We start from the raw sequence: 25,182 nt of genomic DNA on the forward strand, positions 1-25,182 counted from the left end.
CCTTGTTTGCCGCGATTTCTTGACCAGCGATCGGTTCCGATCGCTTGGAAATCGCTCTAATCCTGGTTCCGATCTGATCGGCCCAGGCCGCCGCCCTGGAGCGCGCCGGGTCCGATCAGGCGCAGGCCGCGCGCACCACACATTGCAAGCGGAAAGCCGGTTCCGACCTTTCCGCCCCACGCTCCAGCGATGGCGGGTACGCTGGTTTTCTTACCGGCGTCCGGTTCGTTCGGCCCTTCCCTGACCGCGCCCGGCGCACCTATTCCCGGGCGAGGAAATCACCGCTCTTGATCCGCTTCAACCCGCTGCTGTCGGGCATGTAGATATAGGTCCATGCCTCGACCTGCCCATGTTCGCAGCGGACGGTCAGTCGTTCGCGCCGATATTCATGGGGCGGCGGAAAATGGGCGGCGCATTCCTCATAGTCGTCGAGTGCGGCGAGTACCGGCTCCGGATCGGAAAGCGCGAACAGGTCGCCCGTCACCACGCCGGATCCATCGGGCACAAAGCCCGGATAGGTCCCCACGCGATAGAGCAGGCCCTGCGCGATCGCGGGCCCGACATGTCGGGCCGCGTTGCGCAACCAACGCGCCATCGGATCGTCGCAGCCCGGTCGAAGCGTGCCATAGACAAAGAGGAGCGTCTCGTTCAGGTCTAAACCCCGCAAATATTCCTGACTTGCAGGAAATTTACCCAAATAACGGAAATTTTCCCGCAAAAAATCAGGCGTGGGCTGGCGAAAACCCCGGAAATCGCGGCCGAAATGGGAATTGGCACGGCTCCTGCAATCTTCCCGGCATCGAGGCCGGATGGTTCGGCCCATCGCATGTCAGGGAGTATATCATGTTCGCCAAGCTGCAAAATGTCGCTTTCGCCCTTACCGGCGCGCTGCTGGTTTCCGCGCTGTTCATCGGCGCCGCCGTCCCGGTCACACCGATCGCCTGATCCCGCCGCATCTCTTGAGCGGGTTTCGATCTGATTGAATCAGATCGCCGCTCTCAATTCTTTGTTTTCCGCAATTTCTTAATCAGCGATCGGTGCCGATCGCTTGGAAATCGCTCAAAAAAAGGCCAGATTCATGAACAACAGCTTCACCCTCGACCGCCGCAATGGAAAGATCATGGGCGTGTGTGCCGGGCTTTCCAACCGCACCGGCATGGATGTTACGTTGATCCGGATCGCGCTCGTGCTGCTGACGCTGTGCGCGCTGGGTCCGGTCGGCGTCGTCGCCTATCTGCTGGCCGGCTGGCTGGCGCAGGGCTGATCAAGTCCAGCGATAATGAAAGAGCCGCCCATGGTAATATCCAGGGCGGCTCTTTCTACGTCCATGACGGACTGCTTGGATCGGGTCGTGTTGCGCTCAGGCAAACAACACCGAATAGAAGGTCAGCATCTGTGCACCGACCGCAACCATAAGGGCAACGCCCTGAACAGTGTGTCGCATATCATTCGTCCTGCAAATCATTATTCTTTATCGCCTCAAGGGCGAACAGGCCTATGCGCCCCGCTGGATAATGTAACAATCGCAAAGGACGACTTCGCGGTTGCAGCAAATGCAACAGTCGTTGTTACTGCAAAGCCACAATCATGGCCTGCGCCGCGGCGGGCGCCCGAACCTTCGCCCCGCTGATGAAGAAGGCATAGACATCGCCCCTTGCGGCCTGTTCGCGCGCCTCGTCTGCCCATCGCCGGATTTCGGACGCAGAATAGCCGGTCGGTTCCTCCTCCCGCGTGCGCATCAGCCGGGCATAGGAAAAGCCGACATCATGGCCTTGCAGCGCAGGATATTCCGGATGGTCGGCATGGACCACGGCTGCACCCGCCCTTTTGGCCAGATCGAAAAAGGCCGGATCGTCGAAACTCTCATGCCGTACCTCCAGCGCGTGGCGAAGCGGCACGCCATCCATGCTGTCCGGCAGCAACTTCAGGAAAGCGGCGAAATCATCGGCATTGAATGTCTTGGTCGGCATGAACTGCCAGAGGATGGGGCCCAGCCGATCGCCCAGTTCGACCAGTCCCTGCTGCGTGAATTTGGCGATGGACTCGCCCGCTTCCGCCAGCACGCGCCGATTGGTGCAGAAACGCGAGGCCTTGACCGCGAACTGGAAGCCATCGGGAACGGCCTTTGCCCAACCGGCAAAGGTCGCCGGTTTCTGCGTGCTATAATAAGTGGCGTTGATTTCCGTCGCGGTCAGATGCTGGCCGACATAGGCCAGTTCGTCCTTCTGTCGCAGCCCTTCTGGATAGAAGGTGCCGCGCCATGGTTCAAAGATCCAGCCGCCGATCCCGACCCTTATCTTTCCACTCATCCCGGACTCTCCTTTCCCGCCATCCTGATCGGCAAAGGGGATCAGGACCAGAGGGAAAAGCTGCCCTTGCAGGACAAGCTGGCCGTTCGCCGTTCAGGACGCTGCGGAACGCGGCGCGGCGCGCGGTGGGGACAGGTTGATCGCCTGGACAAATTCCACGCCCAGCCGATCCTCGCGGGACCAGCGCGCGATGGCGTCGACCGTCTGATTGTCGCCCAGATCGATCGTGAACCGCGTGCCTTCCGGCACGTTCCACAAGCCTTCCAACTGCGCGCCCGTGGCGGAAATGTTGCGGATGCGTCCAGCGTAGACATGGCCCTCATGCTGCACGGCGACCGTGCGGAGCATGGTCCGGCGTTCCGGCCGGCTCAACTGGAATCCCTGCGGCAATACGACGCCGCAAGGACGGTGTTGCTGGACCAGCACGTCCGCCGCCGGCAGCGGGCGACCATAGACATAGCCCTGGATATGGCTGCACCCCAGATTGCGGATCAGCGCGAGCTCATCCTGCGTTTCGGCGCCTTCGGCCGTCGTGTCCATGCCCAGCGCTTCGGCCAGGCTGACGATCGCCTTGATGATCGCGCTGTTGGGGCTGCCCTTGATCGCCGCGCCGCGCACGAAGCTCTGATCGATCTTGATCTTGTCGAACGGCGCTTTCTTGAGATAGCCGAGCGAGGAATAACCCGTGCCGAAATCGTCGAGCGCCAGTCGCACGCCTATGCTCTTGAGCCGCGAAAACATCGAGTCGGTGCCGTCGTCGTCGTTCAGGAAGACGCTTTCGGTGATCTCCAGCTCCAGCCGGTCCGGCGCCAGGCCCGAAGCGGCCAGCGCATTCATGACGATGGAGGGCAGGCCCTGATTGGTGAACTGGATGGGCGAGACGTTCACCGCGACCCGCACGTCCTCCGCCCATTGCGCCGCATCGCGGCAGGCGGTGCGCAACACCCATTCGCCGATCGGGCCGATCAGGCCGCTTTCTTCCGCAATGGGGATGAACAGGGCCGGGGAAATCGCGCCGCGCACCGGATGGTGCCAGCGCAGCAGCGCTTCATAGCCGGTGATCTGCTCGGTACGGGAAGAGACCACAGGCTGGTAGACAAGGTGCAGGGCATCTTCGACCAGCGCCTTGCGCAGGTCCTCCTCCAACTGGCGGCGATCCTCCGCATCGGCGTGCATTTCCGGGGAGTAGAAGCGATGGATGCCGCGCCCGTCGCCCTTGGCGGCATAGAGAGCGAGGTCGGCATTGCGGATGAGTTCTTCCGCCGTCACGCCATCCTGCGGGCAGAAGGAGATGCCGATCGACACGCCGATGACGACCGCCGTTCCCTCCACCTTGTAAGGCTGGGACACGTCGGTGATGATCGCCCGCGCCAGATCGTCCAGCGATATCTTGTCGGACCGGCCGGGTAGCAGGATCTTGAACTCGTCGCCGCCCTGCCGGCCGACCAGCCCCTTGTTGCCGACCACGCGCTGGATGCGTTCGCTGACCTGGCGCAGCAGCGCGTCGCCAGCCGGATGGCCCAGCGTGTCGTTGACGATCTTGAACCTGTCCAGGTCCAGCATCATCAGCGTGCAGTCGCGCGGCTGCCCCTTCTTGCCCGCGACCGCCTGCTCCAGAGAGCGCATCATCTGCACCCGGTTGGCGAGCCCGGTCAGCGAGTCATATTGCGCAAGCCGCGTCACCTCCGCCTGGCTGCGGCGCATTTCGGTAAGGTCGGTGCCGCTGCCCCGGAAGCCGTGGAACTGACCGAATTCGTTGAACACGGGCTGGCCCGAAATCGACCACCAGCGCTCGTCCTTCGCCATGGCGGCGCGCACCGGGATTTCGGCAAAGCCCGTCCGCGCCGACAGGTGGAAGCCCAGGGTGCGCTCGCCATCGCCATCCTGCCGGTCGCCGGGGCGAATGATCTCCGTGATCGGGCGGCCGATCAGCGCATCGCTGCCCAGGCCGATCGTCCGGGCCAATGTGTCGGAAATATAGGCGATGCAGCCATGGCGGTCGGTTTCCCAGAACCAGCCGCGGCCCGATTGTTCATATTCATGCAGCAGCCGGTCGGAACGCTGCGCCCTGAGGTCGCGCTGGTGGACGGCGATGGCCCGGTTCATGTCGGCCTGCGCCTGGCGCAGCGCGGCTACCAATATCACCGCGATACAGCTGATCAGCAAGCCGATCTGCATGAATTCGCTCCGGTGCAGCATGGCGGCGATCAGCAAGCCGCAGAAATAGCTGGCGCCAAGCAGGCGCCGGTCGCCGAAGATCGACACCGCCATCAGTGCGACCGCCATTTCCGCCGTCAAATTGCGCGAAGGCTCTCCCACGATCAGCGAGGGCCCCAGCAGCAGGCTGAAACTCAGGCCCGACAGCAGCACCATGGGCAGCATCAGCCATTTCTGGTGATGCGGCCGCAGCTGCTGGAACTGCGCCCCGCGCGGCACGACAATGGCGACGCCGTCGATCAGCAGCATGGCCGCCATGGCGGCGGCGTGGCCGGCATCGCCCTGCCGGTAGAAGGGAACGTGCAGCAGGGCGGTAACGCAGAGCTTTCCCAGCAGGATGAGGGGCCACATCCGCGCGATATGAACGAACGCGCCGGATATCCAGGAAGCATTGATGGAGACATCGCTTTCCACCAGGCCGAGCGCCGCGACAAGATTGGGCCGCCGCGAATGCAATTCTGCCAGATTTGCCCGCATGGAAGTCATATATGCCGCGTAACGGCAAGAGATTGAAAGAAACTTACCGCGCCGCCGGGGTGAGCGATGGTCGATTGCCGGCAGCCATTGTCGCGCAGTCGAAATAGAGGGCGCACGGACAGCTTGCCATGCCGGACAAGGCCCGGAATGCGCCCGGTTTCAATGGAGCGCGCCGCGTCAAAGCTGACGCAGGTCGCGCGCTCCGGCTTTTTTTGTCATCTCACGCCTTGGTGCATTCCCCGACGCGCTTGCCCGTGACGTCATGCGTGGTGCGCAGCACCGGCTGGCCGCCTTCGGTCTTCGTCATGGTGCTGCCCAGCGTCAGCGTGTCGGCGGTGAAATTGCCCTCCAGCGCCACTTCGGACGTGCCCTTGCCGGACGTGCAGCTCAACGTCGCGATCAGGCGGCCCTTGCGGAGCAGCTTGTCCTTGTAGGTGCAGTCCTTGCCCTCATTTCCAGCGAGCGCATTGGCATCCGGCACGCCGGCGGCATCGACGGCGATGCATATCCTGTCCTCGCTGACCTCTTTCAATGCGGCCTGATATTCGGCGGGGGTCACCGTGGGCGTGTTGTAGCCGGTCGTCTTTCGCGTCAGCGCCCATTCGCCCGCTTTCATGACGATCGGCGCTTCGGTCGTTTCGGGCGCGGGTTCCGGCTTGCTGCCACAGGCGGCCAAGCCAAGAGCAAGCCCAAGCCCAAGCGGCAGGGCCGCCAGCGCGAATTTCTGCATATCCTCTCCCCTGTTCTCTGTTGGAACCGGGGCAGGCTCGCGCCAAGCCGCGCAAAGCGCAAGAGGAATCTGCTATCGTCTGGCGCGGGTCGGGGCGTGGAAATCGGGTGGCTTGTTCGCCACCCAGGCCAGAAAGCGCGTCATCGCGGGATGAGCGCGCAGCGCGTCGGCGTCGGAATAGGCGCGGGCCAGTTCCGCATTGGCGAAATTCGCATGGATGGCGCGGTGGCAGATCGGATGGACGGGCACCATGTCCCGCCCGCCCTTGCTCCTGGGCACGGGATGATGCCATTCGACGCGCCTGCCCAGCGGTCGCTCACACAACCAGCAGGCAGGCGCCTCGCCCATGTCCCGCTCTTATTTGGCTGAGCAGGTCGCGCCGATCCATTTGCCGCTGGTCTTGGCCTTCATGCTCATGTTCATGCCGTTGGGTGCGCCGGTCATCTTCATGTCCATGTTCATTTCATAGCTTTCGGGCGCATAGTTGCCGGACATGACGGCGTTCATCGTGCCGCCCTGCGACTTGCAGCTTATCTCCCCCTTCACGGACCCGCCGCTGGCGTCGAACCCCTTATAGGTGCAGTCCTTGTTCTCCTGCCCTGAGAACATCTTGCCGCTGGGATTGGCGGCTTCCTCCGGCGAGACGCAATATTTGATCGAGGTGCGGCTCATCATCTTCTTCATCTGTTCTTTCATCTGGTCGGCGCCGCCGGGCATGTTCGGCATGTCGATGTCCTCCAGCTCATAGCTGCCCTCCCACTGGCCGGGCTTGAGCTGAACCTTCTGCACCTCCTGGCGGACCTCCTCGCGAGTCTGCGGCTCGCTCGCCTTCTTCTCGCCGCAGGCCGACAGCAGAGCGGCCGCTCCCATCAGGAACCACACAGTTTTACGCATTGAAAATCCTCCCTGTTGCACCCCGCTGATGGCGGGACCATATCAAGCGGCGATGACAATTCAAATCCGCACCACGCTGGACGAGCCCCAGACTGGCGAAGGCTTCGTCCCCCACCGCCCCGCGCGCCCGGAAAAGAGCGAGGGCGGACGGGCGTTCAGGCTGGTTTCCGATTATGAACCGTCGGGCGACCAGCCGACCGCCATAGCCGAACTGGTTGAAACGGCGCTGCAGGGCGAGAAGGACCAGGTGCTGCTGGGCGTGACTGGATCGGGCAAGACCTTCACCATGGCGAAGGTGATCGAGGCATTGCAGCGGCCCGCCCTGGTGCTGGCGCCGAACAAGATCCTGGCCGCGCAGCTTTATGGCGAGTTCAAGAGCTTCTTCCCGGACAATGCCGTCGAATATTTCGTCAGCTATTATGACTATTACCAGCCCGAAGCCTATGTGCCGCGCTCCGACACCTATATCGAAAAGGAGTCGAGCGTGAACGAGGCGATCGACCGGATGCGCCATTCGGCGACCCGCGCGCTGCTGGAGCGGGACGATGTGCTGATCGTCGCGTCGGTCTCCTGCCTCTATGGCATCGGCTCGGTCGAAACCTATTCCGCCATGACCTTTTCGATGAAGAAGGGCCAGATCGAGGACCAGCGGGAGATCATCCGCAAGCTGGTGGCGCTCCAGTACAAGCGCAACGATGCGGCCTTCGCGCGCGGCAATTTTCGCGTGAAGGGCGACAATCTGGAAATTTTCCCGTCGCACTATGAGGATACCGCCTGGCGCGTCAGCTTCTTCGGCAATGAGATAGAGGACATCGTCGAATTCGACCCGCTGACGGGGAAGAAGGTCGCCAGCCTCGATTATGTGAAGGTCTTCCCCAATTCGCACCACGTCACGCCGGGCCCGACGCTCAAGCAGGCGATGGAGGCGATCCGTTTCGAACTTGCCGAGCGGCTGAAGGAACTGCAGGCCGAGGGCAAGCTGCTGGAGGCGCAGCGGCTGGAGCAGCGGACCCATTTCGATCTGGAGATGATCGCCGCCACCGGTTCCTGCGCGGGGATCGAGAATTATTCCCGCTTTCTGACCGGCCGCCTGCCGGGCGAGCCGCCGCCGACCCTGTTCGAATATCTGCCGGAGAACGCGCTGCTGTTCGTCGACGAAAGCCACCAGACCGTGCCCCAGATCGGGGCGATGGCACGGGGCGACCATCGGCGGAAGATCACGCTGGCCGAATATGGCTTTCGCCTGCCGAGCTGCATCGACAACCGGCCGCTCCGCTTCAACGAATGGGACGCGATGCGGCCGCAGACGGTCAGCGTCTCCGCAACGCCAGGCTCGTGGGAGATGGAGCAGACCGGCGGCACCTTCGCCGAACAGGTGATTCGCCCGACCGGCCTCATCGACCCGCCGGTCGAAATCAAGCCGGTGGAGGATCAGGTGGACGACCTGATCCATGAGGCGAAGGAGACGGCGAAGAGGGGCTATCGCACGCTGGTGACGACGCTCACCAAGCGGATGGCCGAAGACCTGACCGAATTCATGCACGAGGCGGGGATAAAGGTCCGCTACATGCACAGCGACGTCGAGACGCTGGAGCGCATCGAACTGATCCGCGACCTGCGACTGGGCGTCTATGACGTGCTGGTGGGGATCAACCTGCTGCGCGAGGGGCTGGACATTCCCGAATGCGGCCTGGTGGCGATCCTCGATGCCGACAAGGAGGGCTTTCTGCGGTCGGAAACCTCGCTGATCCAGACGATCGGGCGTGCGGCGCGCAATGTCGATGGGCGGGTGATCCTTTATGCGGACAGGGTCACAGGGTCGATGGAGCGGGCGCTCAACGAAACCTCGCGCCGTCGCGAGAAGCAGATGGCCTATAATCGGGAACATGGCATCACGCCGACCACGATCAAGCGCAACATCGGCGACATCATCGCCCATGTCGCGTCGAAGGATCAGGTGACGGTGGATACCGGGCTGGAGGACCGCCCTCATCTCGTCGGCCACAATCTGCGCGCCTATATCGAGGATCTGGAAAAGAAGATGCGCGCCGCGGCGGCCGACCTGGAATTCGAGGAGGCCGGGCGTATCCGCGACGAGATCCGCAAGCTGGAGGCGGAGGAGCTCGGCCTCCCCGCCGATCAGCAGGTGGCCGCGCCTCGGGGACGCGCCACCGAGGGCAAGCCGGGAACGCGCAAATTGCGCTATGGAAAGGTGCAGAAGAAGTTCGGACGCTAGAGCTTTTCAAGTTGACCGTTTACGGCCAACGGCGCGGGAAATGCGGTATCAGGGGGTCAGATCATCCGCCGCAGCACGCCATCCTTCAAAATGACATGATGGCGCACGGCCGCCAGCACATGCAGGATCAGCAGTGCCGCCCAGGCAAAGGCCAGAAGCTCATGCGCCTCGCCTGAAATCCCGACGATCGCGTCGCCCTTCGCCACCGCGAATTTCGGCACGTCGAACAGGAAGAACCAGTTCAGGGGTCGGTCGCCGGCGGAGGTCATGATCCATCCGCTCAACGGCACGATCAGCATGAACGCGTAAAAGGCGAAATGCGTGACGCGCGCGGTTCCCTTCTCCCACGCCGGCATTTCGGCGGGCAGCGGCGGCGACCTGCGGGTGAGGCGCCACAATATGCGCGCGACGGTCAATGCGAGAACCGTCAGCCCGATCGATTTATGGACGGGCATCACTTTCCATTCCCTGGGCAGCGCATCATGCGCGAAACCCAGGAAGAGGTTGAAGAGGATGAGGATCGCCATGATCCAGTGCAATGCGCGGGCAACGGGACTGTAGCGATCCATCCAATACTCCTGCCTGACCTTTAACCCTGACGATTGGCGACCAGATTATCCACCACCGAAGGATCGGCAAGTGTACTAATGTCTCCCAGCGCCTGGGGGGAGACTTCGCCCTCCGCGATCTTGCGCAGGATGCGGCGCATGATCTTGCCCGACCGGGTCTTGGGCAGGCCGGGGGCGAACTGGATGACGTCGGGCGTCGCGATCGGCCCGATCTCGCTGCGCACCCATTTGACCAGCGTCTGGCGCAGCGCGTCGCTCGCTTCCTCGCCGCTGTTGAGCGTCACATAGGCGTAGATGCCCTGGCCCTTGATGTCGTGCGGAAAGCCCACGACCGCCGCCTCGGCCACCGCTTCGTGCAGCACCAGCGCGCTCTCGACCTCCGCCGTGCCCATGCGGTGCCCGGACACGTTGATGACGTCGTCCACCCGGCCCGTGATCCAATAATAGCCGTCCGCGTCGCGCCGCGCCCCGTCGCCGGTCGTATATTTGCCGGGGAAGGTCGTGAAATAGGTCTGGAAGAAGCGCTCATGATCGCCCCAGACGGTGCGCATCTGCCCCGGCCAGCTCTGCGCGATGACGAGATTGCCCTCCGTCGCGCCGTCCAGCACATGCCCCTCCGCGTCGACGATCTGCGGCACCACGCCCGGCATGGGCAGGGTTGCGGAGCCGGGCTTCAGGTCCGTTGCGCCCGGCATCGGCGCGATCATCGCCCCGCCGGTCTCGGTCTGCCACCATGTGTCGATGATCGGGCAGCGGTCCTCGCCCACGACATGATGGTACCAGCGCCACGCCTCGGGATTGATCGGCTCGCCGACCGTCCCCAGCACGCGCAGCGACTTGCGGCTGGTGCGGGTCACGAAATCGTCGCCTTCCTTCATCAACGACCGCAGCGCCGTGGGGGCGGTGAAAACGATCTGCACCTGATGCCGGTCGATGACTTCCCAGATGCGGCTCGGCGTCGGCCAGTTCGGCACGCCCTCATAGATCAGCGTCGTCGCCCCGTTCGCCAGCGGGCCATAGACGATATAGCTGTGCCCCGTGACCCAGCCGATGTCCGCCGCGCACCAGTAGATGTCGCCGGGCCGATAGTCGAAGCACAGCTCATGCGTCAGGCTGGCCCAAAGCAGATAGCCGCCGGTCGTGTGCAGCACGCCCTTGGGCTTGCCCGTCGATCCGGAGGTGTAGAGGATGAACAGCGGATCCTCCGCGTTCATGGGTTCGGGCGGGCAGTCGGCCGACACCCTGGCCGTTTCCTCATGCAGCCACAGGTCGCGGCCTTCCTTCATTTCGATGGCGCCGCCGGTCGCCTGGACCACGATCACCTTGCGGACGCTGGTGCACAGCGTCAGCGCGGCGTCAACATTGGCCTTGAGCGGCACCTTCCTGCCGGCGCGGCAGCCCTCGTCTGCAGTGATCACCAGCGTCGAGTCGCAATCGGTGATCCGTCCCGCCAGCGCCTCGGGCGAAAAGCCGCCGAACACGACGCTGTGGACCGCGCCGATGCGGGCGCAGGCGAGCAGGGCGAAGGCGGCCTCCGGGATCATCGGCATATAGACGGTGATCCGGTCGCCCTTCTTCGCGCCGGCCGTCTTCAGCGCATTGGCGAAGCGGCACACCGCCTCATGCACCTCGGCATAGGTGAAGCGGCGCGGCAGCGCGTCCGGCGAATCCGGTTCCCAGATGATCGCGGTCTGATCGCCGCGTTCGGCCAGATGCCGGTCGATGCAGTTGACGCTGACGTTCAGCACGCCGTCGGCAAACCATTTCACCCCGAAATCGGCCTCATCGAAGCTGCTCTCATCGGCTTTGGTGGGAAAGTTCACCCAATCCAGCCGCCCGGCCTGTTCCAGCCAATAGGCATCGGCATCCTCGACCGACCGCGCATAATCGGCCGCGCGGCCCTCCCGGTCGAACAGCGCGGACGCCGCCCACTCTGCAGGAACCGGGAAATAATCGTCAGACATGCGGGCATCCTTCCTCTGCGAAATTCTCGCTTTGGAGGTCCTGGAGCGATTGCCAAGCGACCGGAGCCGATCGCTGGTCAAGAAATCGCGGAAAACCAGGAATCCAGAGCGGCGATCCGATTCAATCGGATCGAAACCCGCTCTAGAGCCAAGGCGCGACGACAGGAAGATGGGATCGTTCTGCGCTCGCCACAGTTTCCACCTTTGTCGGTCGGGATTTAAGCAGGATGATGCTATTTTGCCGCTTTTCGCGCGCGCCCGCCGGGCCTAACAGGAAGGGCATATGTGGCAACTTTTCCAATTTCCGCTCTGCCCCTTTTCCCGCAAGGTCCGCCTGCTGCTCGGTGAAAAGGGGGTGGGCTACGATCTGGCGCGCGAATCCCCCTGGGAGGCGCGCGACGAGTTTCTGGACCTCAATCCGGCCGGCACGACGCCGGTGATGGTGGATCAGGAAAAGGGCGTCACCCTGATCGACAGCCAGGCGATCTGCGAATTTTTCGAGGAGACGGTGGAAAAATTCCCGCTGATCTCCGGCACGGCCGCCGGCCGGGCGGAGGTGCGGCGGCTGACCGCCTTTTTCGACCAGAATTTCTACGGCGACGTGGTTGGCCCGCTGCTGCATGAACGGATGAAGAAGCGGCTGATCGAACGCGCGCCGCCCGATGCCCGCGTCCTGCGGGAGGCGATGAAGCGGGCCAATGTCCACATGGATTATATGGACTATCTGCTCGACCACCGCGCCTGGATGGCGGGCGGCACGCTGAGTCTGGCCGACATCGCCGCCGCCGCGCATCTTTCGGTGGCCGATTATCTGGGCGGCATCGACTGGGCCGGGCATGAGACGGTGAAGCGCTGGTATGCCGGCTTCAAGTCGCGCCCGTCCTTCCGGCCCCTGCTGTCCGAACGGATGGAGGTGATCACCCCGCCGCCCCATTATGAAAAGCCGGATTTCTGAACCCGCAACGCCCCTCCCGCAGGGGAGGGGATGATGGTCAATCCATTTCAGCGGCCAGATATACCCGGTTGCGGCCATGTTCCTTGGCCAGATAGAGCGCCCGGTCCGCGGCTTTCAGCGCAGCGCGAGGATCGTCATAGGCCAGCACATTGGCGACCCCGGCGGAAAAGCTGACGCGCTCCATCCGTTCGCCATTGGCGCGGTTGACCAGGCTGCGGGTGGACAGGTCCTGCCGCACATTGTCCACCGCCTCGCACGCCTCGGCCGCCGTCTTGCCGCGGAAGAGCATGACGAATTCCTCGCCGCCGTGACGCGCGACATGGCATTGTTCGTTGCTCACCTTCGACAGCAATCCGGCCACGAACTTCAGCACCCGGTCGCCGGTGTCATGGCCATGGCTGTCGTTGATCAGCTTGAAATGATCGATGTCGCAAAAGGCGACGGCCAACGGCTGCCTTTCCTTCTGCGCCTGCGCCAGTTCCTCGCGCAGCGTCCCTTCAAAGGCGCGGCGATTGGGCAGGCCGGTCAGATGGTCATGTTCGGCGGCACGGCGCGCGCTTTCCAGATTGGATTTCAGAAGCTGCGTCTGCTTCTGGTTGTCGCGAAGCTGGCTTTCGACCTGCCGGGTCTTTTCGACCATCGACCGGGTGAGCGCCACCAGACGGGCCAGCACCGGCTGGCTCTCCGAACCGGCCGAGAGCCCCTTGACCTCTTCCTGCAGCGCGGCGCCATAATCCTTGGCCGAATTGCGCGATTCGGTCATCAGGCCGGTGAATTGCGACAGATTCTCCTCGACCCTGTCGAGCATGGAGGCAAGCGCTTCCGCCGTGACCTCGTCGGTGCGCTGTTCGGCGGCGACATTTTCGACCCAGCCATTGGAGATCTTGCCCTGTTCGGCCAGCACGGCCTTCACGGCCTTCTCCACGCCGATATGGGATCCGGTCAGATAGTCATGCGCCACGCCGAAATTCAGCGGCGTCAGGTCCAGATCATGGGCGAACAGGAAATCGCCTATGTCCTCGTACAGCTTGCGCCGCCGGATGGCTTCCCGGCTGGAAGCGCTGCCATGCCGGGCGCGCTGCGGCTCCTCCGGGACGTCCATGGCTTCGTCGTCGGTCTTGCCGGACAGGCCGCGAGCCCAGCGGGCCAGGCGATCCGTCAGGCCATGTTGCGCGTTTGCGGAAGATGATGCCCCAGTCATGCTCACCAGAACGGCAGGGCGCAAACAAGGTTAAGGACGCGCCAAGCGAAAAAGCGCAAGGCGCTGGCTGACCTCGATTATATGTCCGCGCCGATCAACCAGTCGCGGAAAATCCGCACCGCGCGGGTTTGCAGCGCGCGGGGCCGGCAGACGAAGAAATAGCGATAGGGGCTTTCCACCCGATGTTCCGGAAACAGCCGGACCAGCCGGGAATCCTGCGCTTCATTATAATGGCTGGCATGCATGACGGCGATGCCCAGCCCCTGTGCCGCAGCCTCCAGCATCAACTGGCCGGAATCATAATTGTCGATCGCCAGCGGCTGCAGGTCGGGCAGGTGCACCGCCTCCTTCCACGCATCGAACGCCAGCGCCATGTCGCGATGCAGCAGGACCGTGTGATTGGCCAGCTCCTGCGGGGCGGTCAGCGCGTTGGGCGTTTCCAGCAACGCCTTGCGGCCGATCAGATAGACTTCGTCATGGTCGAGCTCATGGGCATAAAGCGCCGGATCAATGTCCTTCGCCAGCACGATCGCCGCGTCCAGCCCCTCGCCCAGACGGGCGACGGCATAGGGCGTGGTCTCGATGTCGATGTGAAGCTGCGGATGCCGCTGCCGCAGGGCGCCCAGATGCGGGAACAGCCGCTGTGTCGCGAACAGCGGCATGACGGCCAGTCGCAGTCGCAGCTGGTTGCCGCCGCTCTGGATATTCTCCAGCGCCTGGCTCAGCGAATCAAGCGCCGGGGCGATGTCGTCCAGCAGGCGCTGACCATCGGCGTTGATTTCCAGCGCCTGATGCTTGCGGTCGAACAGCGGCCGACCGATGAAGCGTTCCAGCGCCTGGACACGGCGGCTGAGCGCGGGGGTCGAAAGCGCAAGCTCCTCCGCCGCTGCCTTGACCGATCCAAGGCGGGCAACCTGAACAAAGGCCTCCAGGGCCGTAAGGGGCGGCAATCTACGCATAAATCGTCATGTTCATCCGGCCTGTCCGCTGCGACGCGTCATTGCTTATTCTTTAGCGGCGCGCAAACCGGCTCCAAGCATCCTCATTTCAATGAGCAGTAAAAAAGGACTTTTGACAAGATGCAAAAATTGCAACTCCTCGATTCTTTTCGCACTTGCAAAAATACCTGCCGCACTGCACATAGGAAAGGCCTTTCAGGCATCCTCTCCTAAAAACTTTCCGGGCTGGCCTTCGGGCTGGCCCTTTTTTTATTCGTTCCGGGGTTCTCCATGGCCCCTTTCCCTCCGCCCTGACGTTCCCTATCTCGTTTGCCAGCGAACAGAACGGGGAAGTCGAAGTGGCCGACGAAGAAACCGCAGGACGTAGGATACAGGTGGCCAACGCCCGGCCCGAGGACGCGGGAAGGGGCCTTGCGCGCCTTCCGCTGGCGGTGATGACGGAACTCCACCTTGCGGAAGGCGATGTGATCGAGATCGCCGGCAAGCGTTCCACCCCTGCGCGGGTGGTGCGGCCCTATAAGGAGGATGAGGGGCTGGACGTCCTGCGCCTCGACGGGCTTCAGCGCGCCAATGCCGGCGTCGGATCGGGTGATTTCGTCGTCATCGGCAAGATCGATCCCCGGCCTGCCCAGCGCGTCGTGTTCGCGCCTGCACAAAATAATCTGCGACTGCAGGGCAATCCGGAGGCTTTGAAGCGCGTCTTCTTCCAGCGCCCGCTGACCTCCGGCGATATCGTCGCGACGTCGGGGCAGCAGCAAGTGCCGCCCGGCGACATGCCGCCCCAGTTGCGCCAGATGCTGGCCGCGCCGGCCTATGCCTTGCAGGAAATCCGCCTGGTCGTGGTGTCGACCGTCCCCAAGGGCATCGTCCATATCGACGCCGATACGGAGGTGGAGCTGCGCGCCGAATATGAGGAACCGCGCGAATCGCGGCGCGCCGACGTCACCTATGACGATGTCGGCGGCATGGCCGAGGCGATCGACCAGCTGCGCGAGATGGTGGAGCTGCCGCTGCGCTATCCCGAACTGTTCGAGCGACTGGGCGTCGATCCGCCCAAGGGCGTGCTGCTCCATGGTCCGCCGGGCACTGGCAAGACGCGTCTTGCCCGCGCCGTCGCCAATGAATCGGAGGCTGAATTCTTCCTGATCAACGGGCCGGAGATCATGGGTTCGGCCTATGGCGAGTCCGAAAAGCAGCTTCGCGAGATTTTCGAGGCGGCCGCCAAGTCGGTGCCGTCGATCCTGTTCATCGATGAGATCGATTCCATCGCGCCCAAGCGCGGCAGTGTGACCGGGGAAACGGAAAAGCGCCTCGTCGCCCAGTTGCTGACCTTGATGGACGGGCTGGAACCGCGCACCAATCTGGTCGTCATCGCCGCCACCAACCGGCCCGAAGCGATAGATGAGGCGCTGCGCCGGCCCGGCCGTTTCGACCGGGAGATCATCGTCGGCGTGCCGGACGAGCGCGGACGGCGGGAGATTCTGGGCATCCACACCCGCGGCATGCCGCTTGCCGACGGCGTCGACCTGGGCGAACTGGCGCGCATGACCTATGGCTTTGTCGGCGCGGACCTGGCGGCGCTGACCCGCGAGGCGGCGATCGAGACCGTGCGCCGCTTCATGCCCCGGCTCAATCTGGAGGAAGGCACGATCCCCCCCGACGTGCTGGAGGAATTGTCCGTCGCGCGCGACGACTTCATGGCCGCGATCAAGCGGGTCCAGCCTTCCGCCATGCGCGAGGTGATGGTGCAGGCGCCCAATATCGGCTGGGCCGACATTGGTGGCCTGGACGATGCGCAGATGCGCCTCAAGGAAGGGGTGGAGCTGCCGCTCAAGGATCCCGACGCCTTCCGCCGCATCGGCATCCGCCCGGCCAAGGGCTTCCTGCTCTACGGCCCGCCCGGCACCGGCAAGACCCTGCTGGCGAAGGCGGTGGCGCGGGAAGCGCAGGCCAATTTCATCGCCACCAAATCCTCCGACCTGCTCAGCAAATGGTATGGGGAGAGCGAACAGCAGATCGCCCGCCTCTTCGCCCGCGCGCGGCAGGTGGCGCCGACGGTCATCTTCATCGACGAACTGGACAGCCTGGTTCCCGCCCGCGGCGGCGGCCTGGGCGAACCGCAGGTGACGGAGCGGGTGGTGAACACCATCCTGGCCGAGATGGACGGGCTGGAGGAATTGCAGTCCGTCGTCGTCATCGGCGCGACCAATCGGCCGACGCTGATCGATCCAGCGCTGCTGCGGCCGGGCCGGTTCGACGAACTGATCTATGTTCCCGTGCCCGACAAGGCAGGCCGCAAGCGCATCCTGTCCATCCACACGGGCAAGATGCCGCTTGCCGACGATGTCGACCTGGATGTGCTGGCGGAGCGCACGGAGCGCTTCACCGGGGCCGATCTGGAAGATCTGGTCCGCCGCGCCGGCCTGGTCGCCTTGCGCCAGTCCCTGTCGGTCGACCGGGTCACCCAGGCGCATTTCGAGGCCGCGCTGGAGGACACCCGCGCCTCCGTCACGCCCGAAATGGAACGCGAATATGAGCAGATCCAGGCGACGCTGAAGCAGAGCGTGATGCAGATCGATCCCATCGGCTTCGTATCGCCCGGCATGTTGCGGACGCGAACCAGGGATTGAGAGGTGCAATATGTTCCCGCGACGGCCGGTCCGGGAACATATTGTCGCGCCAGGTCAAGTCATGTTTTTGGCCCGGCCGCCTGCCTTACCCTCTGGCCTATTTGTCTTTCCCCGGCGAAGTCGCTTGCATGGCCGTGCGATTTTTGCGAGTCGGACAGGCAAGGCAGACAGGCGAGAATGAATGGCCTCCATCCCTTTGAAGAAAAAGAACCGGGCCGTTTCCGGAAAACCATCCTCCACCTTCCTGGGTCAATGGAGCATGTTCCTCCGGCAGTTCATCAAGCATCCCGGCATGATCGGATCGGTCATCCCGTCTTCGCGGATGCTGGTCGACAGCATGCTGGAGGGCGTGGACTGGCAACGGACACGGCTGTTCGTGGAATATGGTCCGGGCGTCGGGACGTTCACGCGTCCCATTCTCGACCGGTTGCATCCGGACGCGACCCTGCTGGCGATCGACCTCAACCTCGACTTCGTCGCCTATCTGGAGGCGGAGATCGACGATCCCCGGCTGCGCATCGTCCATGGCTCGGCCGCTGACGTCCGTCGCTTCATCAAGGAGGCGGGCTATGCCCAGGCGGACTATGTCCTGTCCGGCATTCCCTTCTCTACCCTGCCCGAAGGCGTGGGGGAGGCGATCTGCGCCGAAACCCGATCGGTGCTGAAAACCGGAGGGGCTTTTCTGGTCTATCAATATTCCGGCTATATGCGGCGGCTGCTGTCGCCGCTGTTCGATGAGACCGTCGACCGGGTGGAGTGGCGCAACATTCCGCCTTGCCGGATGTTCACGGCAGTGAAGCGCGAAATCCTGGCGCAGGTGGCCTGATTTCCCTGTCATCCTGTTGAATCTGCATCGGGATTTTTCTCGTCCGGCAGGTTTGATCCCCTATTTGGGGTATGCGCCTCGCGGAGTTGATCACTAAGCGCCGGCACAGGCAGACCTTCTGCCTCCGGCGGCCGGGTCATATTGCGACCCGTGGCCCGGTTGCCGGCTATGCGCGCCCGATTGTTGTCGCATCGTCACAGCACAGGGTTCGCCCCTCCACGTGATGAAGCGCTCTCCGCTTTGCGTGCAACGATGGTTTCGCTTCGACCGGCTTTCATGATAAGGCCCGGCGCATAACACGGCGAGATAGTTCATGAACGACCTGACCCAGACCCCCGAAATGCTGATCGCGATGATGGGCGCCCGCGCCCGCGTGGCGGCGGCTCAGCTTTCCACCGCCAGCGACGCGCAGAAGATCGACGCGCTGCGCCGCGCTGCGCAGGCCCTGCGGGACCAGGCGCCGCAGATCATCGCCGCCAATGCCCGCGACATGGAAAATGCCGCCGCCAACGGCCTGTCGCCCGCCATGCTCGACCGGCTGAAACTGGACGAGGATCGCGTCCTTGCGACCGCGGCCGGCGTGGAACAGGTGGCAACGCTGGACAATCCGCTCGGCAGCGTGATCGACAGGCAGGTTCGCCCCAATGGCATGGAACTTTCGCGCGTCCGCGTGCCGCTGGGCGTGATCGGCATCATCTATGAAAGCCGCCCCAATGTGACCGCGGATGCCGCCGCGCTCTGCCTGCGGGCCGGCAATGCCGTGATCCTGCGCGGCGGTAGCGAGGCGAAGGAAAGCAACCGCGCCATCCACGCCGCGATGGTCGAGGGGATCGCCGCTGCCGGCCTGTCCGCCGATGCCGTGCAACTGGTCCCCACCACGGATCGCGCCGCCGTGGGTGCGCTGCTGAAAGCCGCGGAGTTCATCGACCTGATCGTCCCCCGTGGCGGCAAGAGCCTGGTCGCCCGCGTGCAGGAGGAGGCGCGCGTGCCCGTGCTCGCCCATCTCGACGGCATCAACCACAGCTATGTCGACGGCGCGGCCGATCCGGACATGGCGCAGAAACTGGTGGTGAACGCCAAGATGCGCCGCACCGGCATTTGCGGCGCGACCGAGACGGTGCTGATCGACAGGGCCTATGCCCAGGCGCCCGCCATCGTGAAGGCGCTGCTCGACGCCAAATGTGAAGTACGCGGCGACGAAGCCGTGCAGGCGATGGACAGCCGGGTTGCGGCGGCCGCGGACGAGGATTGGGACACCGAATATCTCGACGCCATCGTCTCGGTGCGGGTGGTGGACGGGCTCGATGAGGCGCTCGCCCATATCGCCGCCCATGCCAGCCACCATACCGACGCCATCATCACGCAGGATGCCGAAAGGGCCGAGCGCTTCCTGAACGCGGTCGACAGCGCGATCGTGATGTGGAACGCCTCCACCCAGTTCGCGGACGGCGGCGAATTCGGCTTGGGCGCGGAAATCGGCATTTCGACCGGGCGGCTCCATGCAAGGGGTCCGGTCGCGCTGGAAGGTCTCACCACCTATAAATGGCTGGTGCGCGGAACCGGCCAGACCCGGCCGTAATAAGTGTCGTGCTCCTGCGAAGGCAGGAGCCCAGTCCCGCCCTCCGTGGATTATCGGACGGCCTGAATTGATCTCCTGCCTCCGCAGGAGCGCATCGTGCTTGGGGCTCAGCCCTTCACGGCGCCGTCGATCGCCTTCAGCGTCTCCAGCATCGGCCCGACCCACTCGATCGGCAGCATCACCGGCCCGTCCGAAGGGGCATGGTCCGGGTCATCATGCGCCTCGGCAAAGATCGCGGCGACCCCCGCCGCCACGGCGCTGCGCGCCAGCACCGGCGCAAATTCCCGCTGCCCGCCCGATGCCGAGCCCAGCCCGCCCGGCTGCTGCACCGAATGGGTCGCGTCGAACACCACCGGATAGCCCGTCTGCGCCATGACCGGCAACGCGCGCATGTCGCTGACCAGCGTGTTATAGCCAAAGCTCGCTCCCCGCTCGGTCAGCAGGATCCGTTCGTTTCCGGTCGAGGCGACCTTCTGCGCCACGGCCGCCATGTCCCAGGGCGCAAGGAACTGCCCCTTCTTCACATTGACGACGGCGCCGGTCCGCCCGGCCGCCAGCAGCAGATCGGTCTGGCGGCACAGAAAGGCGGGGATCTGGAGTATGTCCACCGCCTGCGCCGCCGTCTCCACCTGTCCGGCCTCATGCACATCGGTCAGCACGGGGCAGCCGAAAGCCGCCTTCACCTCCGCCAGGATCGCCAGCCCCGCATCGATCCCGACGCCACGCTGCCCCGACACGGATGTCCGGTTCGCCTTGTCGAAGGAGGATTTGAAGATGAACGGCACGCCCTTCTGCGCGGCGATGCCCGACAGCCGTTCCGCCATCATCATCGCGTGATCGCGGCTCTCGATCTGGCAGGGACCGGAAATCAGGACGAAGGGCAGGTCGTTGCCGACGGTAACCGGCCCGATCGAAACATGCTTGGCTGTCATCATGGCGCTCACTTCGGCGCTTTGACGAAACGACGCAAGAGCCGGCCGCGCCACAGCCCCTTGCCGGGATGATAATTCCAGCAGAACCAGCCGGCGTTTCGGCTGTATCTGCGATGGTCCAGGAAATAGCAGTAATTGCGTTCGGCTGTCGTCATGGCCCGATGTGGACAGGGGCCAGGGAAAAGTTCAAGCGTAAAGTCTTCCACCTCACCGGTTTCGATCCGCGCGGCGTGCGCTTCTACCACCAAATGTATCGCGAGCAGGCGGAGCCGAACCGATCAGCCGCCCGACGATCCGGCCAAGGACGGGCATGAAGCTGATGTTCGACGCTGTTGGGCTATCTGCCAACTGATACGTATTTTCGAACCGCAATAAGTGGTCGTTTCCCGCCGATCCGACTCTACATGCTCTTACCTGCGCCTCGTCGTGACGTGGAATTGCGGCGTAAGCGCGCAATCACTTGGCGCCCGACCAAAGGCGGCCTTGTCTAAGCATCCCGCTATGGAAGCGAAATTGACGGCGGTAGCGGCGCGTAAGGTGGGCATTGGGCCGCCCGCTTTGTTGTCAGCCATCGCCTTTGTAATAATCTCGCGGTCGAAGATCACTGCCCCACTGTCGATCCGCGTCAGCCTGTAGTGCAATGTGACGGTCGCGTTCTTTCCGCCAAAAAGCATCCCGCCGCCGTCATAAGAAACCCACCGCGCCGTCAGTCGCACTTTTGCCTCTGCGCTGGTCGGTGCGAGCATGTGCAGATGCTCCAATGTCAGTTTCAAGCCTTCGTTTATGGTTGAAGGGCGAGCAATGCTCAAACGAACCGAGCCGGGCATTTCTTCAATTGGGTCGATCAACACGCGGTTGTAGAGTGGATGATCGGGCGACACTGGCACCGGCGTATCAGGAGAATAGCGGAGTCCGAACCCGACCGCCATGAGCGGTATCTCATTCGGCATATTGGAATGAGACAAGAAACCTAGTGTTATTGCGAGTAAAGCTGTCATGCATCCCGCCATATTGCGAAGTCGCAAACCATCCGTTGAGGAACATAATTAAAGGCGCGGAACGTCCGCTTCCAGCCCCGATCTTAGAAGGTTGGAGCGGCAAATTCTGGTCGCCCGCAGACCGGCGGCTTTCATGAAGTCGAAGCATGCCAATACGCAAATGCAGACCGCAGCTATCTCGGCCCACCGACAAACCGGACAGCCTCAAAATCCGCCAGGACGGGGATATCCCGCCATCATCGGCATCCCCTGTGTCCCAAAGGTAACAGGCTCCTGAAAAACCATCCTATTTCCTCGAACCGGCGGCAGATTCAGCCTGTCCTATTCAGCCCGGCCCGGCCTAAGCCGCAGCCCTCTTTGAAACGTCCGACACATTGTCACCCGGCCTACGCGCGCCCAGGCACGCGCGCGCATATGGTGTGAACTTCGACGGAAAACGGCGGAAATCTCAGCCTTTTATCCGCCCCACCATTGCCTGCCCGGCCACACGCTGCCGCAGATAGCGCCGCTTCAACAGCACGCTCGCCACCAGCAGCGGCACGCCCAGCATGATGCAGATCGCGCCCAGCATCGGCGGCCAAAGCCCGAACAGGCTGTGCATGTTCAACGCGGATGGCGCCAGTACCAGCAGGAAGCCCGCCGTCAGCAACCATAATCCCCAGCGGCGCGGCCTGACCGCGATCATGCGCATCTCGTGCCGGTGCGCCTTGCGCCCTTCCTTGGTCGACAGATCGGGATGCTTCATCGCGGACCACTAAAGCGGAAAAGGCGACCTGCTGTCCAGCGTCAGAACGGGGCTTTCGTTCGCTCTCCGCTTGGGCTACATGCGGGCTATCCCCGGGGGACCGTCCACAGGCGGTTGAGAGGCGGCTGACGTGGCCGCGACCCGCTGAACCTGATCCGGATAAGACCGGCGTAGGGAGGGAACGGCTTGTTCGCTTGCAGCAACCCGCGCCCGCCCTCCGCCCCGATGCGAAGAAGAGGACGGCAAGCCATGGACAGCATTTCCGTCCTGACCCTGCGTCTGGCCGAAGCCATCGGCCTCTACATGATCGTCATCGGCATAGGCGGCCTCGTCGCGCCGCAACGCTGGCGGCAGATGATGGACGATCTGGAACGCTCGCCGGGACTGGTGATGGCCCTCGCCTTTCCGGTTTTCGCGGTCGGCGCGGCGCTCGTCCTTATCCACAGCATCTGGCGCGATCCGCTCTCGATCGTCGTTTCGGCCATTGGCTATGTCGCGCTGATCGAAGGGGCGCTGCTGCTCGCCATTCCCGACCCGCTGCTGAAGATCGGCCGCTGGTCGCTCAATTCCACACGAGCCTGGGCGATCGCCAGCATCGTTCTTGGCATTCTCCTCTTCCTCGCCGGCCTTACCGGCCGCGCCACCGTCATCGCCTGAAAGGAAAGCATATGGCCGACGTCCCAGCTCGCACCGAAATGCGCGTCACCACCGGACCCATTCGCGGATCGCGCAAGATTCATGTCGGCCCCCTGAAGGTCGCCATGCGGGAGATCGACCTGGAACCCGGCAGCGGGGAGCCGCCCGTCCGCGTCTACGACACCTCCGGCCCTTATACCGATCCCGATGCCCGGATCGACATCATGGCGGGCCTGCCGCAATTGCGCCGCGACTGGATCATCGGCCGGGGTGATGTCGAGGAATATGACGCTCGCGCCATCCTGCCTGAGGATAATGGTCTGAAGGGTCCGGACCGCAGCGGTGGCGTTCAGCCCTTCCCCAACACGGTCAAGCGTCCGCTGCGCGCCAAGCCCGGCATGAACGTTTCCCAGATGCACTATGCCCGCCGCGGCATCATCACGCCGGAGATGGAATATGTCGCCGAGCGCGAGAATCTGGGCCGCGCCCGCCTCGCCGAATATGTCCGCGACGGACAGGATTGGGGGGCGTCGATCCCCGACTATGTGACGCCGGAGTTCGTCCGCGATGAAGTCGCCCGCGGCCGCGCCATCATCCCCAGCAACATCAACCACCCGGAATCGGAGCCGATGGCGATCGGCCGCAACTTCCTGGTGAAGATCAACGCCAATATCGGCAACAGCGCCGTCGCCTCCGACGTGGCGAGCGAAGTCGACAAGCTGGTCTGGTCGATCCGCTGGGGCGCCGACACGGTCATGGACCTCTCCACCGGCCGCAACATCCATGACACGCGCGAATGGATCATGCGCAACTCGCCCGTGCCGATCGGCACCGTGCCGATCTACCAGGCACTGGAAAAGGTCGGTGGTATTGCCGAGGAACTGACCTGGGAAATCTTCCGCGACACGCTGATCGAGCAGGCCGAGCAGGGCGTCGACTATTTCACCATCCATGCGGGCGTGCGCCTGCCCTATATCCCGATGACGGCGAAGCGCGTCACCGGCATCGTCTCGCGCGGTGGGTCGATCATGGCGAAATGGTGCCTCGCCCATCACAAGGAAAGCTTCCTCTACGAGCATTTCGACGAGATCACCGAGATCATGAAGGCCTATGACATCGCCTACAGCCTTGGCGACGGCCTGCGCCCCGGATCGATCGCGGACGCCAATGACGAAGCGCAGTTCGCCGAACTCTACACGCTGGGCGAACTGACCAAGCGCGCCTGGGAACAGGATGTGCAGGTGATGATCGAAGGGCCGGGCCATGTGCCCATGCACAAGATCAAGCAGAATATGGACAAGCAGCTTGAGGCCTGCGGCGAGGCGCCCTTCTACACATTGGGGCCGCTCACCACCGACATCGCACCGGGCTATGACCATATCACATCGGGCATCGGCGCGGCGATGATCGGCTGGTACGGCACGGCGATGCTCTGCTACGTCACGCCCAAGGAGCATCTGGGCCTGCCCGACCGCGACGACGTGAAGGTCGGTGTCGTCACCTACAAGCTCGCCGCCCACGCCGCCGATCTGGCCAAGGGCCACCCCGCCGCCAAGGTCCGCGACGATGCCTTGAGCCGCGCCCGCTTCGAGTTCCGCTGGCGCGACCAGTTCAACCTGTCGCTCGATCCCGACACGGCCGAGAAATATCACGACCAGACGCTCCCGGCGGAAGGCGCCAAGACCGCCCATTTCTGCTCCATGTGCGGCCCCAAATTCTGCTCGATGAAGATCACGCAGGAAGTCCGGGATTTCGCGGCGAAGCAGAACCAGCCGGCAGACAGCTTCATCGCGGCCGAGGATGCGGAAAAGGGCATGAAGGAAATGAGCCAGGTCTTCCGCGAAACCGGCGGCGAACTCTATATGGGTGCCGGCGGCCGCGAGCATGACTGAGCGCGCGGCTGCCTCTGGCCAGGCGTGATTGACCGGGACGCTGGTCGGGGGCGGTCCTCTCCTGACTGGCGCTCCGGCAGAGGCCGTGCCGCAACAGGGCGCGTAAAGCCGGACTTGTCCCGGCCGAGCCCGCCAGCACAGCCAAGGTGTTGACAGCGCACCCGGCCAATCAAAGGTGATCGACTGGCGCGCGTTTTTCGATTTTCGGCTAAATTCGGGCTGCGCTGCCCTCAAAAAGGCAGGAAATCTGGAGCGGGCGAAGGGATTCGAACCCTCGACCCCAACCTTGGCAAGGTTGTGCTCTACCCCTGAGCTACGCCCGCTCTGGCGGCCGGAGGAAGTGTCCCTCTCGGCGGGTGGGGGGCAACTAGCAGCGGCTTCCCACCTCGGCAAGGGAGAATCTGCATAAAGTCATTTTTTTCCGCTCAGGCCC

General features: G+C 63.6%; 21 protein-coding genes, 1 tRNA gene, 1 pseudogene and 1 riboswitch. Of the genes and pseudogenes, 9 read left to right on the plus strand and 14 right to left on the minus strand.

Annotated features, from left to right (window positions below; genetic code table 11):
• Positions 1–259 precede the first annotated feature (259 nt).
• Positions 260–652 carry a gamma-glutamylcyclotransferase family protein gene (locus MRBLMA1_RS18090; RefSeq protein WP_414714778.1) on the minus strand — a complete coding sequence of 131 codons (393 nt, stop codon included), beginning with the start codon at positions 650–652 and terminating at the stop codon, positions 260–262.
• 426 nt (positions 653–1,078) lie between these two features.
• On the opposite strand from MRBLMA1_RS18090, the gene MRBLMA1_RS18095 reads away from it, so the two are divergent.
• Positions 1,079–1,264: a PspC domain-containing protein gene (locus MRBLMA1_RS18095; protein WP_133652685.1), complete on the plus strand. Its 186-nt coding sequence runs from the start codon at positions 1,079–1,081 to the stop codon at positions 1,262–1,264.
• A gap of 304 nt (positions 1,265–1,568) precedes the next feature.
• Here the strand turns inward: MRBLMA1_RS18095 and MRBLMA1_RS18100 are convergent, their stop codons facing one another.
• The 5 genes from MRBLMA1_RS18100 to MRBLMA1_RS18120 all read right to left on the minus strand — a co-directional run bounded on the left by MRBLMA1_RS18100 (position 1,569) and on the right by MRBLMA1_RS18120 (position 6,627).
• Positions 1,569–2,309: a DUF72 domain-containing protein gene (locus tag MRBLMA1_RS18100; RefSeq protein WP_363738643.1), complete on the minus strand. Its 741-nt coding sequence runs from the start codon at positions 2,307–2,309 to the stop codon at positions 1,569–1,571.
• Between the two features lie 93 nt (positions 2,310–2,402).
• The gene (locus MRBLMA1_RS18105) at positions 2,403–5,012 is read right to left on the minus strand and encodes an EAL domain-containing protein (RefSeq protein WP_363738645.1); all 2,610 of its coding nucleotides are present in this window, start codon (positions 5,010–5,012) and stop codon (positions 2,403–2,405) included.
• 211 nt (positions 5,013–5,223) lie between these two features.
• Positions 5,224–5,733: a DUF3617 domain-containing protein gene (locus MRBLMA1_RS18110; RefSeq protein WP_363738647.1), complete on the minus strand. Its 510-nt coding sequence runs from the start codon at positions 5,731–5,733 to the stop codon at positions 5,224–5,226.
• A 72-nt stretch (positions 5,734–5,805) separates the two neighbouring features.
• Complete coding sequence (locus tag MRBLMA1_RS18115; RefSeq protein ID WP_133652689.1) at positions 5,806–6,081, minus strand: HNH endonuclease; 276 nt, start codon at positions 6,079–6,081, stop codon at positions 5,806–5,808.
• Between the two features lie 9 nt (positions 6,082–6,090).
• A complete protein-coding gene (locus tag MRBLMA1_RS18120) occupies positions 6,091–6,627 on the minus strand; it encodes a DUF3617 domain-containing protein (protein ID WP_363738649.1) in 537 nt (178 codons plus the stop codon).
• Positions 6,628–6,679: 52 nt separating this feature from the next.
• Here MRBLMA1_RS18120 and uvrB point away from each other — a divergent pair, with 52 nt between their 5' ends.
• Complete coding sequence (uvrB, locus tag MRBLMA1_RS18125; RefSeq protein WP_363738651.1) at positions 6,680–8,863, plus strand: excinuclease ABC subunit UvrB; 2,184 nt, start codon at positions 6,680–6,682, stop codon at positions 8,861–8,863.
• Positions 8,864–8,919: 56 nt separating this feature from the next.
• Here uvrB and MRBLMA1_RS18130 read toward each other — a convergent pair whose 3' ends face one another.
• Positions 8,920–9,432, minus strand: a complete 513-nt coding sequence (locus MRBLMA1_RS18130) for a cytochrome b (protein ID WP_363738653.1) — start codon at positions 9,430–9,432, stop codon at positions 8,920–8,922.
• Between the two features lie 20 nt (positions 9,433–9,452).
• On the minus strand, positions 9,453–11,396 hold the full coding sequence (acs, locus tag MRBLMA1_RS18135) for an acetate--CoA ligase (RefSeq protein WP_363738655.1): 1,944 nt from the start codon (positions 11,394–11,396) through the stop codon (positions 9,453–9,455).
• A 283-nt stretch (positions 11,397–11,679) separates the two neighbouring features.
• Here acs and MRBLMA1_RS18140 point away from each other — a divergent pair, with 283 nt between their 5' ends.
• Entirely contained in the window at positions 11,680–12,351 is a 672-nt protein-coding gene (locus tag MRBLMA1_RS18140) for a glutathione S-transferase family protein (RefSeq protein WP_133652694.1), read from the plus strand.
• A gap of 37 nt (positions 12,352–12,388) precedes the next feature.
• On the opposite strand, the gene MRBLMA1_RS18145 is transcribed toward MRBLMA1_RS18140, so the two are convergent.
• The gene (locus MRBLMA1_RS18145) at positions 12,389–13,552 is read right to left on the minus strand and encodes a GGDEF domain-containing protein (RefSeq protein WP_363738957.1); all 1,164 of its coding nucleotides are present in this window, start codon (positions 13,550–13,552) and stop codon (positions 12,389–12,391) included.
• 77 nt (positions 13,553–13,629) lie between these two features.
• Positions 13,630–14,511, minus strand: coding sequence for a LysR substrate-binding domain-containing protein (locus tag MRBLMA1_RS18150; RefSeq protein ID WP_363738657.1), 882 nt, complete (start codon positions 14,509–14,511; stop codon positions 13,630–13,632).
• A gap of 338 nt (positions 14,512–14,849) precedes the next feature.
• On the opposite strand from MRBLMA1_RS18150, the gene MRBLMA1_RS18155 reads away from it, so the two are divergent.
• From MRBLMA1_RS18155 to MRBLMA1_RS18165, 3 genes are all read left to right on the plus strand, one after another.
• Positions 14,850–17,141, plus strand: a complete 2,292-nt coding sequence (locus MRBLMA1_RS18155) for a CDC48 family AAA ATPase (RefSeq protein WP_363738659.1) — start codon at positions 14,850–14,852, stop codon at positions 17,139–17,141.
• A gap of 181 nt (positions 17,142–17,322) precedes the next feature.
• Positions 17,323–17,967 carry a class I SAM-dependent methyltransferase gene (locus MRBLMA1_RS18160; protein ID WP_363738660.1) on the plus strand — a complete coding sequence of 215 codons (645 nt, stop codon included), beginning with the start codon at positions 17,323–17,325 and terminating at the stop codon, positions 17,965–17,967.
• 313 nt (positions 17,968–18,280) lie between these two features.
• Positions 18,281–19,546: a glutamate-5-semialdehyde dehydrogenase gene (locus tag MRBLMA1_RS18165; protein ID WP_363738662.1), complete on the plus strand. Its 1,266-nt coding sequence runs from the start codon at positions 18,281–18,283 to the stop codon at positions 19,544–19,546.
• Positions 19,547–19,653: 107 nt separating this feature from the next.
• Here MRBLMA1_RS18165 and kdsA read toward each other — a convergent pair whose 3' ends face one another.
• Positions 19,654–20,481, minus strand: coding sequence for a 3-deoxy-8-phosphooctulonate synthase (gene kdsA / locus MRBLMA1_RS18170; protein ID WP_363738664.1), 828 nt, complete (start codon positions 20,479–20,481; stop codon positions 19,654–19,656).
• Positions 20,482–20,546: 65 nt separating this feature from the next.
• Here kdsA and MRBLMA1_RS18175 point away from each other — a divergent pair.
• Positions 20,547–20,777: pseudogene (locus MRBLMA1_RS18175) on the plus strand (hypothetical protein); the annotation flags it as partial.
• 111 nt (positions 20,778–20,888) lie between these two features.
• On the opposite strand, the gene MRBLMA1_RS18180 reads toward MRBLMA1_RS18175, so the two are convergent.
• Both MRBLMA1_RS18180 and MRBLMA1_RS18185 read right to left on the minus strand, forming a co-directional pair.
• Positions 20,889–21,476: a hypothetical protein gene (locus MRBLMA1_RS18180; RefSeq protein WP_363738665.1), complete on the minus strand. Its 588-nt coding sequence runs from the start codon at positions 21,474–21,476 to the stop codon at positions 20,889–20,891.
• A 448-nt stretch (positions 21,477–21,924) separates the two neighbouring features.
• The gene (locus MRBLMA1_RS18185; RefSeq protein WP_363738667.1) at positions 21,925–22,221 is read right to left on the minus strand and encodes a hypothetical protein; all 297 of its coding nucleotides are present in this window, start codon (positions 22,219–22,221) and stop codon (positions 21,925–21,927) included.
• An 83-nt stretch (positions 22,222–22,304) separates the two neighbouring features.
• Positions 22,305–22,415: riboswitch (TPP riboswitch) on the plus strand.
• A gap of 55 nt (positions 22,416–22,470) precedes the next feature.
• Between MRBLMA1_RS18185 and MRBLMA1_RS18190 the strand changes: the two genes are divergently transcribed.
• Complete coding sequence (locus MRBLMA1_RS18190; RefSeq protein WP_363738669.1) at positions 22,471–22,878, plus strand: DUF2065 family protein; 408 nt, start codon at positions 22,471–22,473, stop codon at positions 22,876–22,878.
• Positions 22,879–22,889: 11 nt separating this feature from the next.
• The gene (thiC, locus tag MRBLMA1_RS18195) at positions 22,890–24,749 is read left to right on the plus strand and encodes a phosphomethylpyrimidine synthase ThiC (protein ID WP_363738672.1); all 1,860 of its coding nucleotides are present in this window, start codon (positions 22,890–22,892) and stop codon (positions 24,747–24,749) included.
• Positions 24,750–24,997: 248 nt separating this feature from the next.
• Here thiC and MRBLMA1_RS18200 read toward each other — a convergent pair.
• Positions 24,998–25,072 (minus strand) — tRNA-Gly (locus tag MRBLMA1_RS18200).
• Between the last annotated feature and the right edge of the window lie 110 nt (positions 25,073–25,182).

Origin of the sequence: Sphingobium sp. LMA1-1-1.1, assembly GCF_040676365.1 — a bacterium.
Lineage (GTDB): Bacteria > Pseudomonadota > Alphaproteobacteria > Sphingomonadales > Sphingomonadaceae > Sphingobium.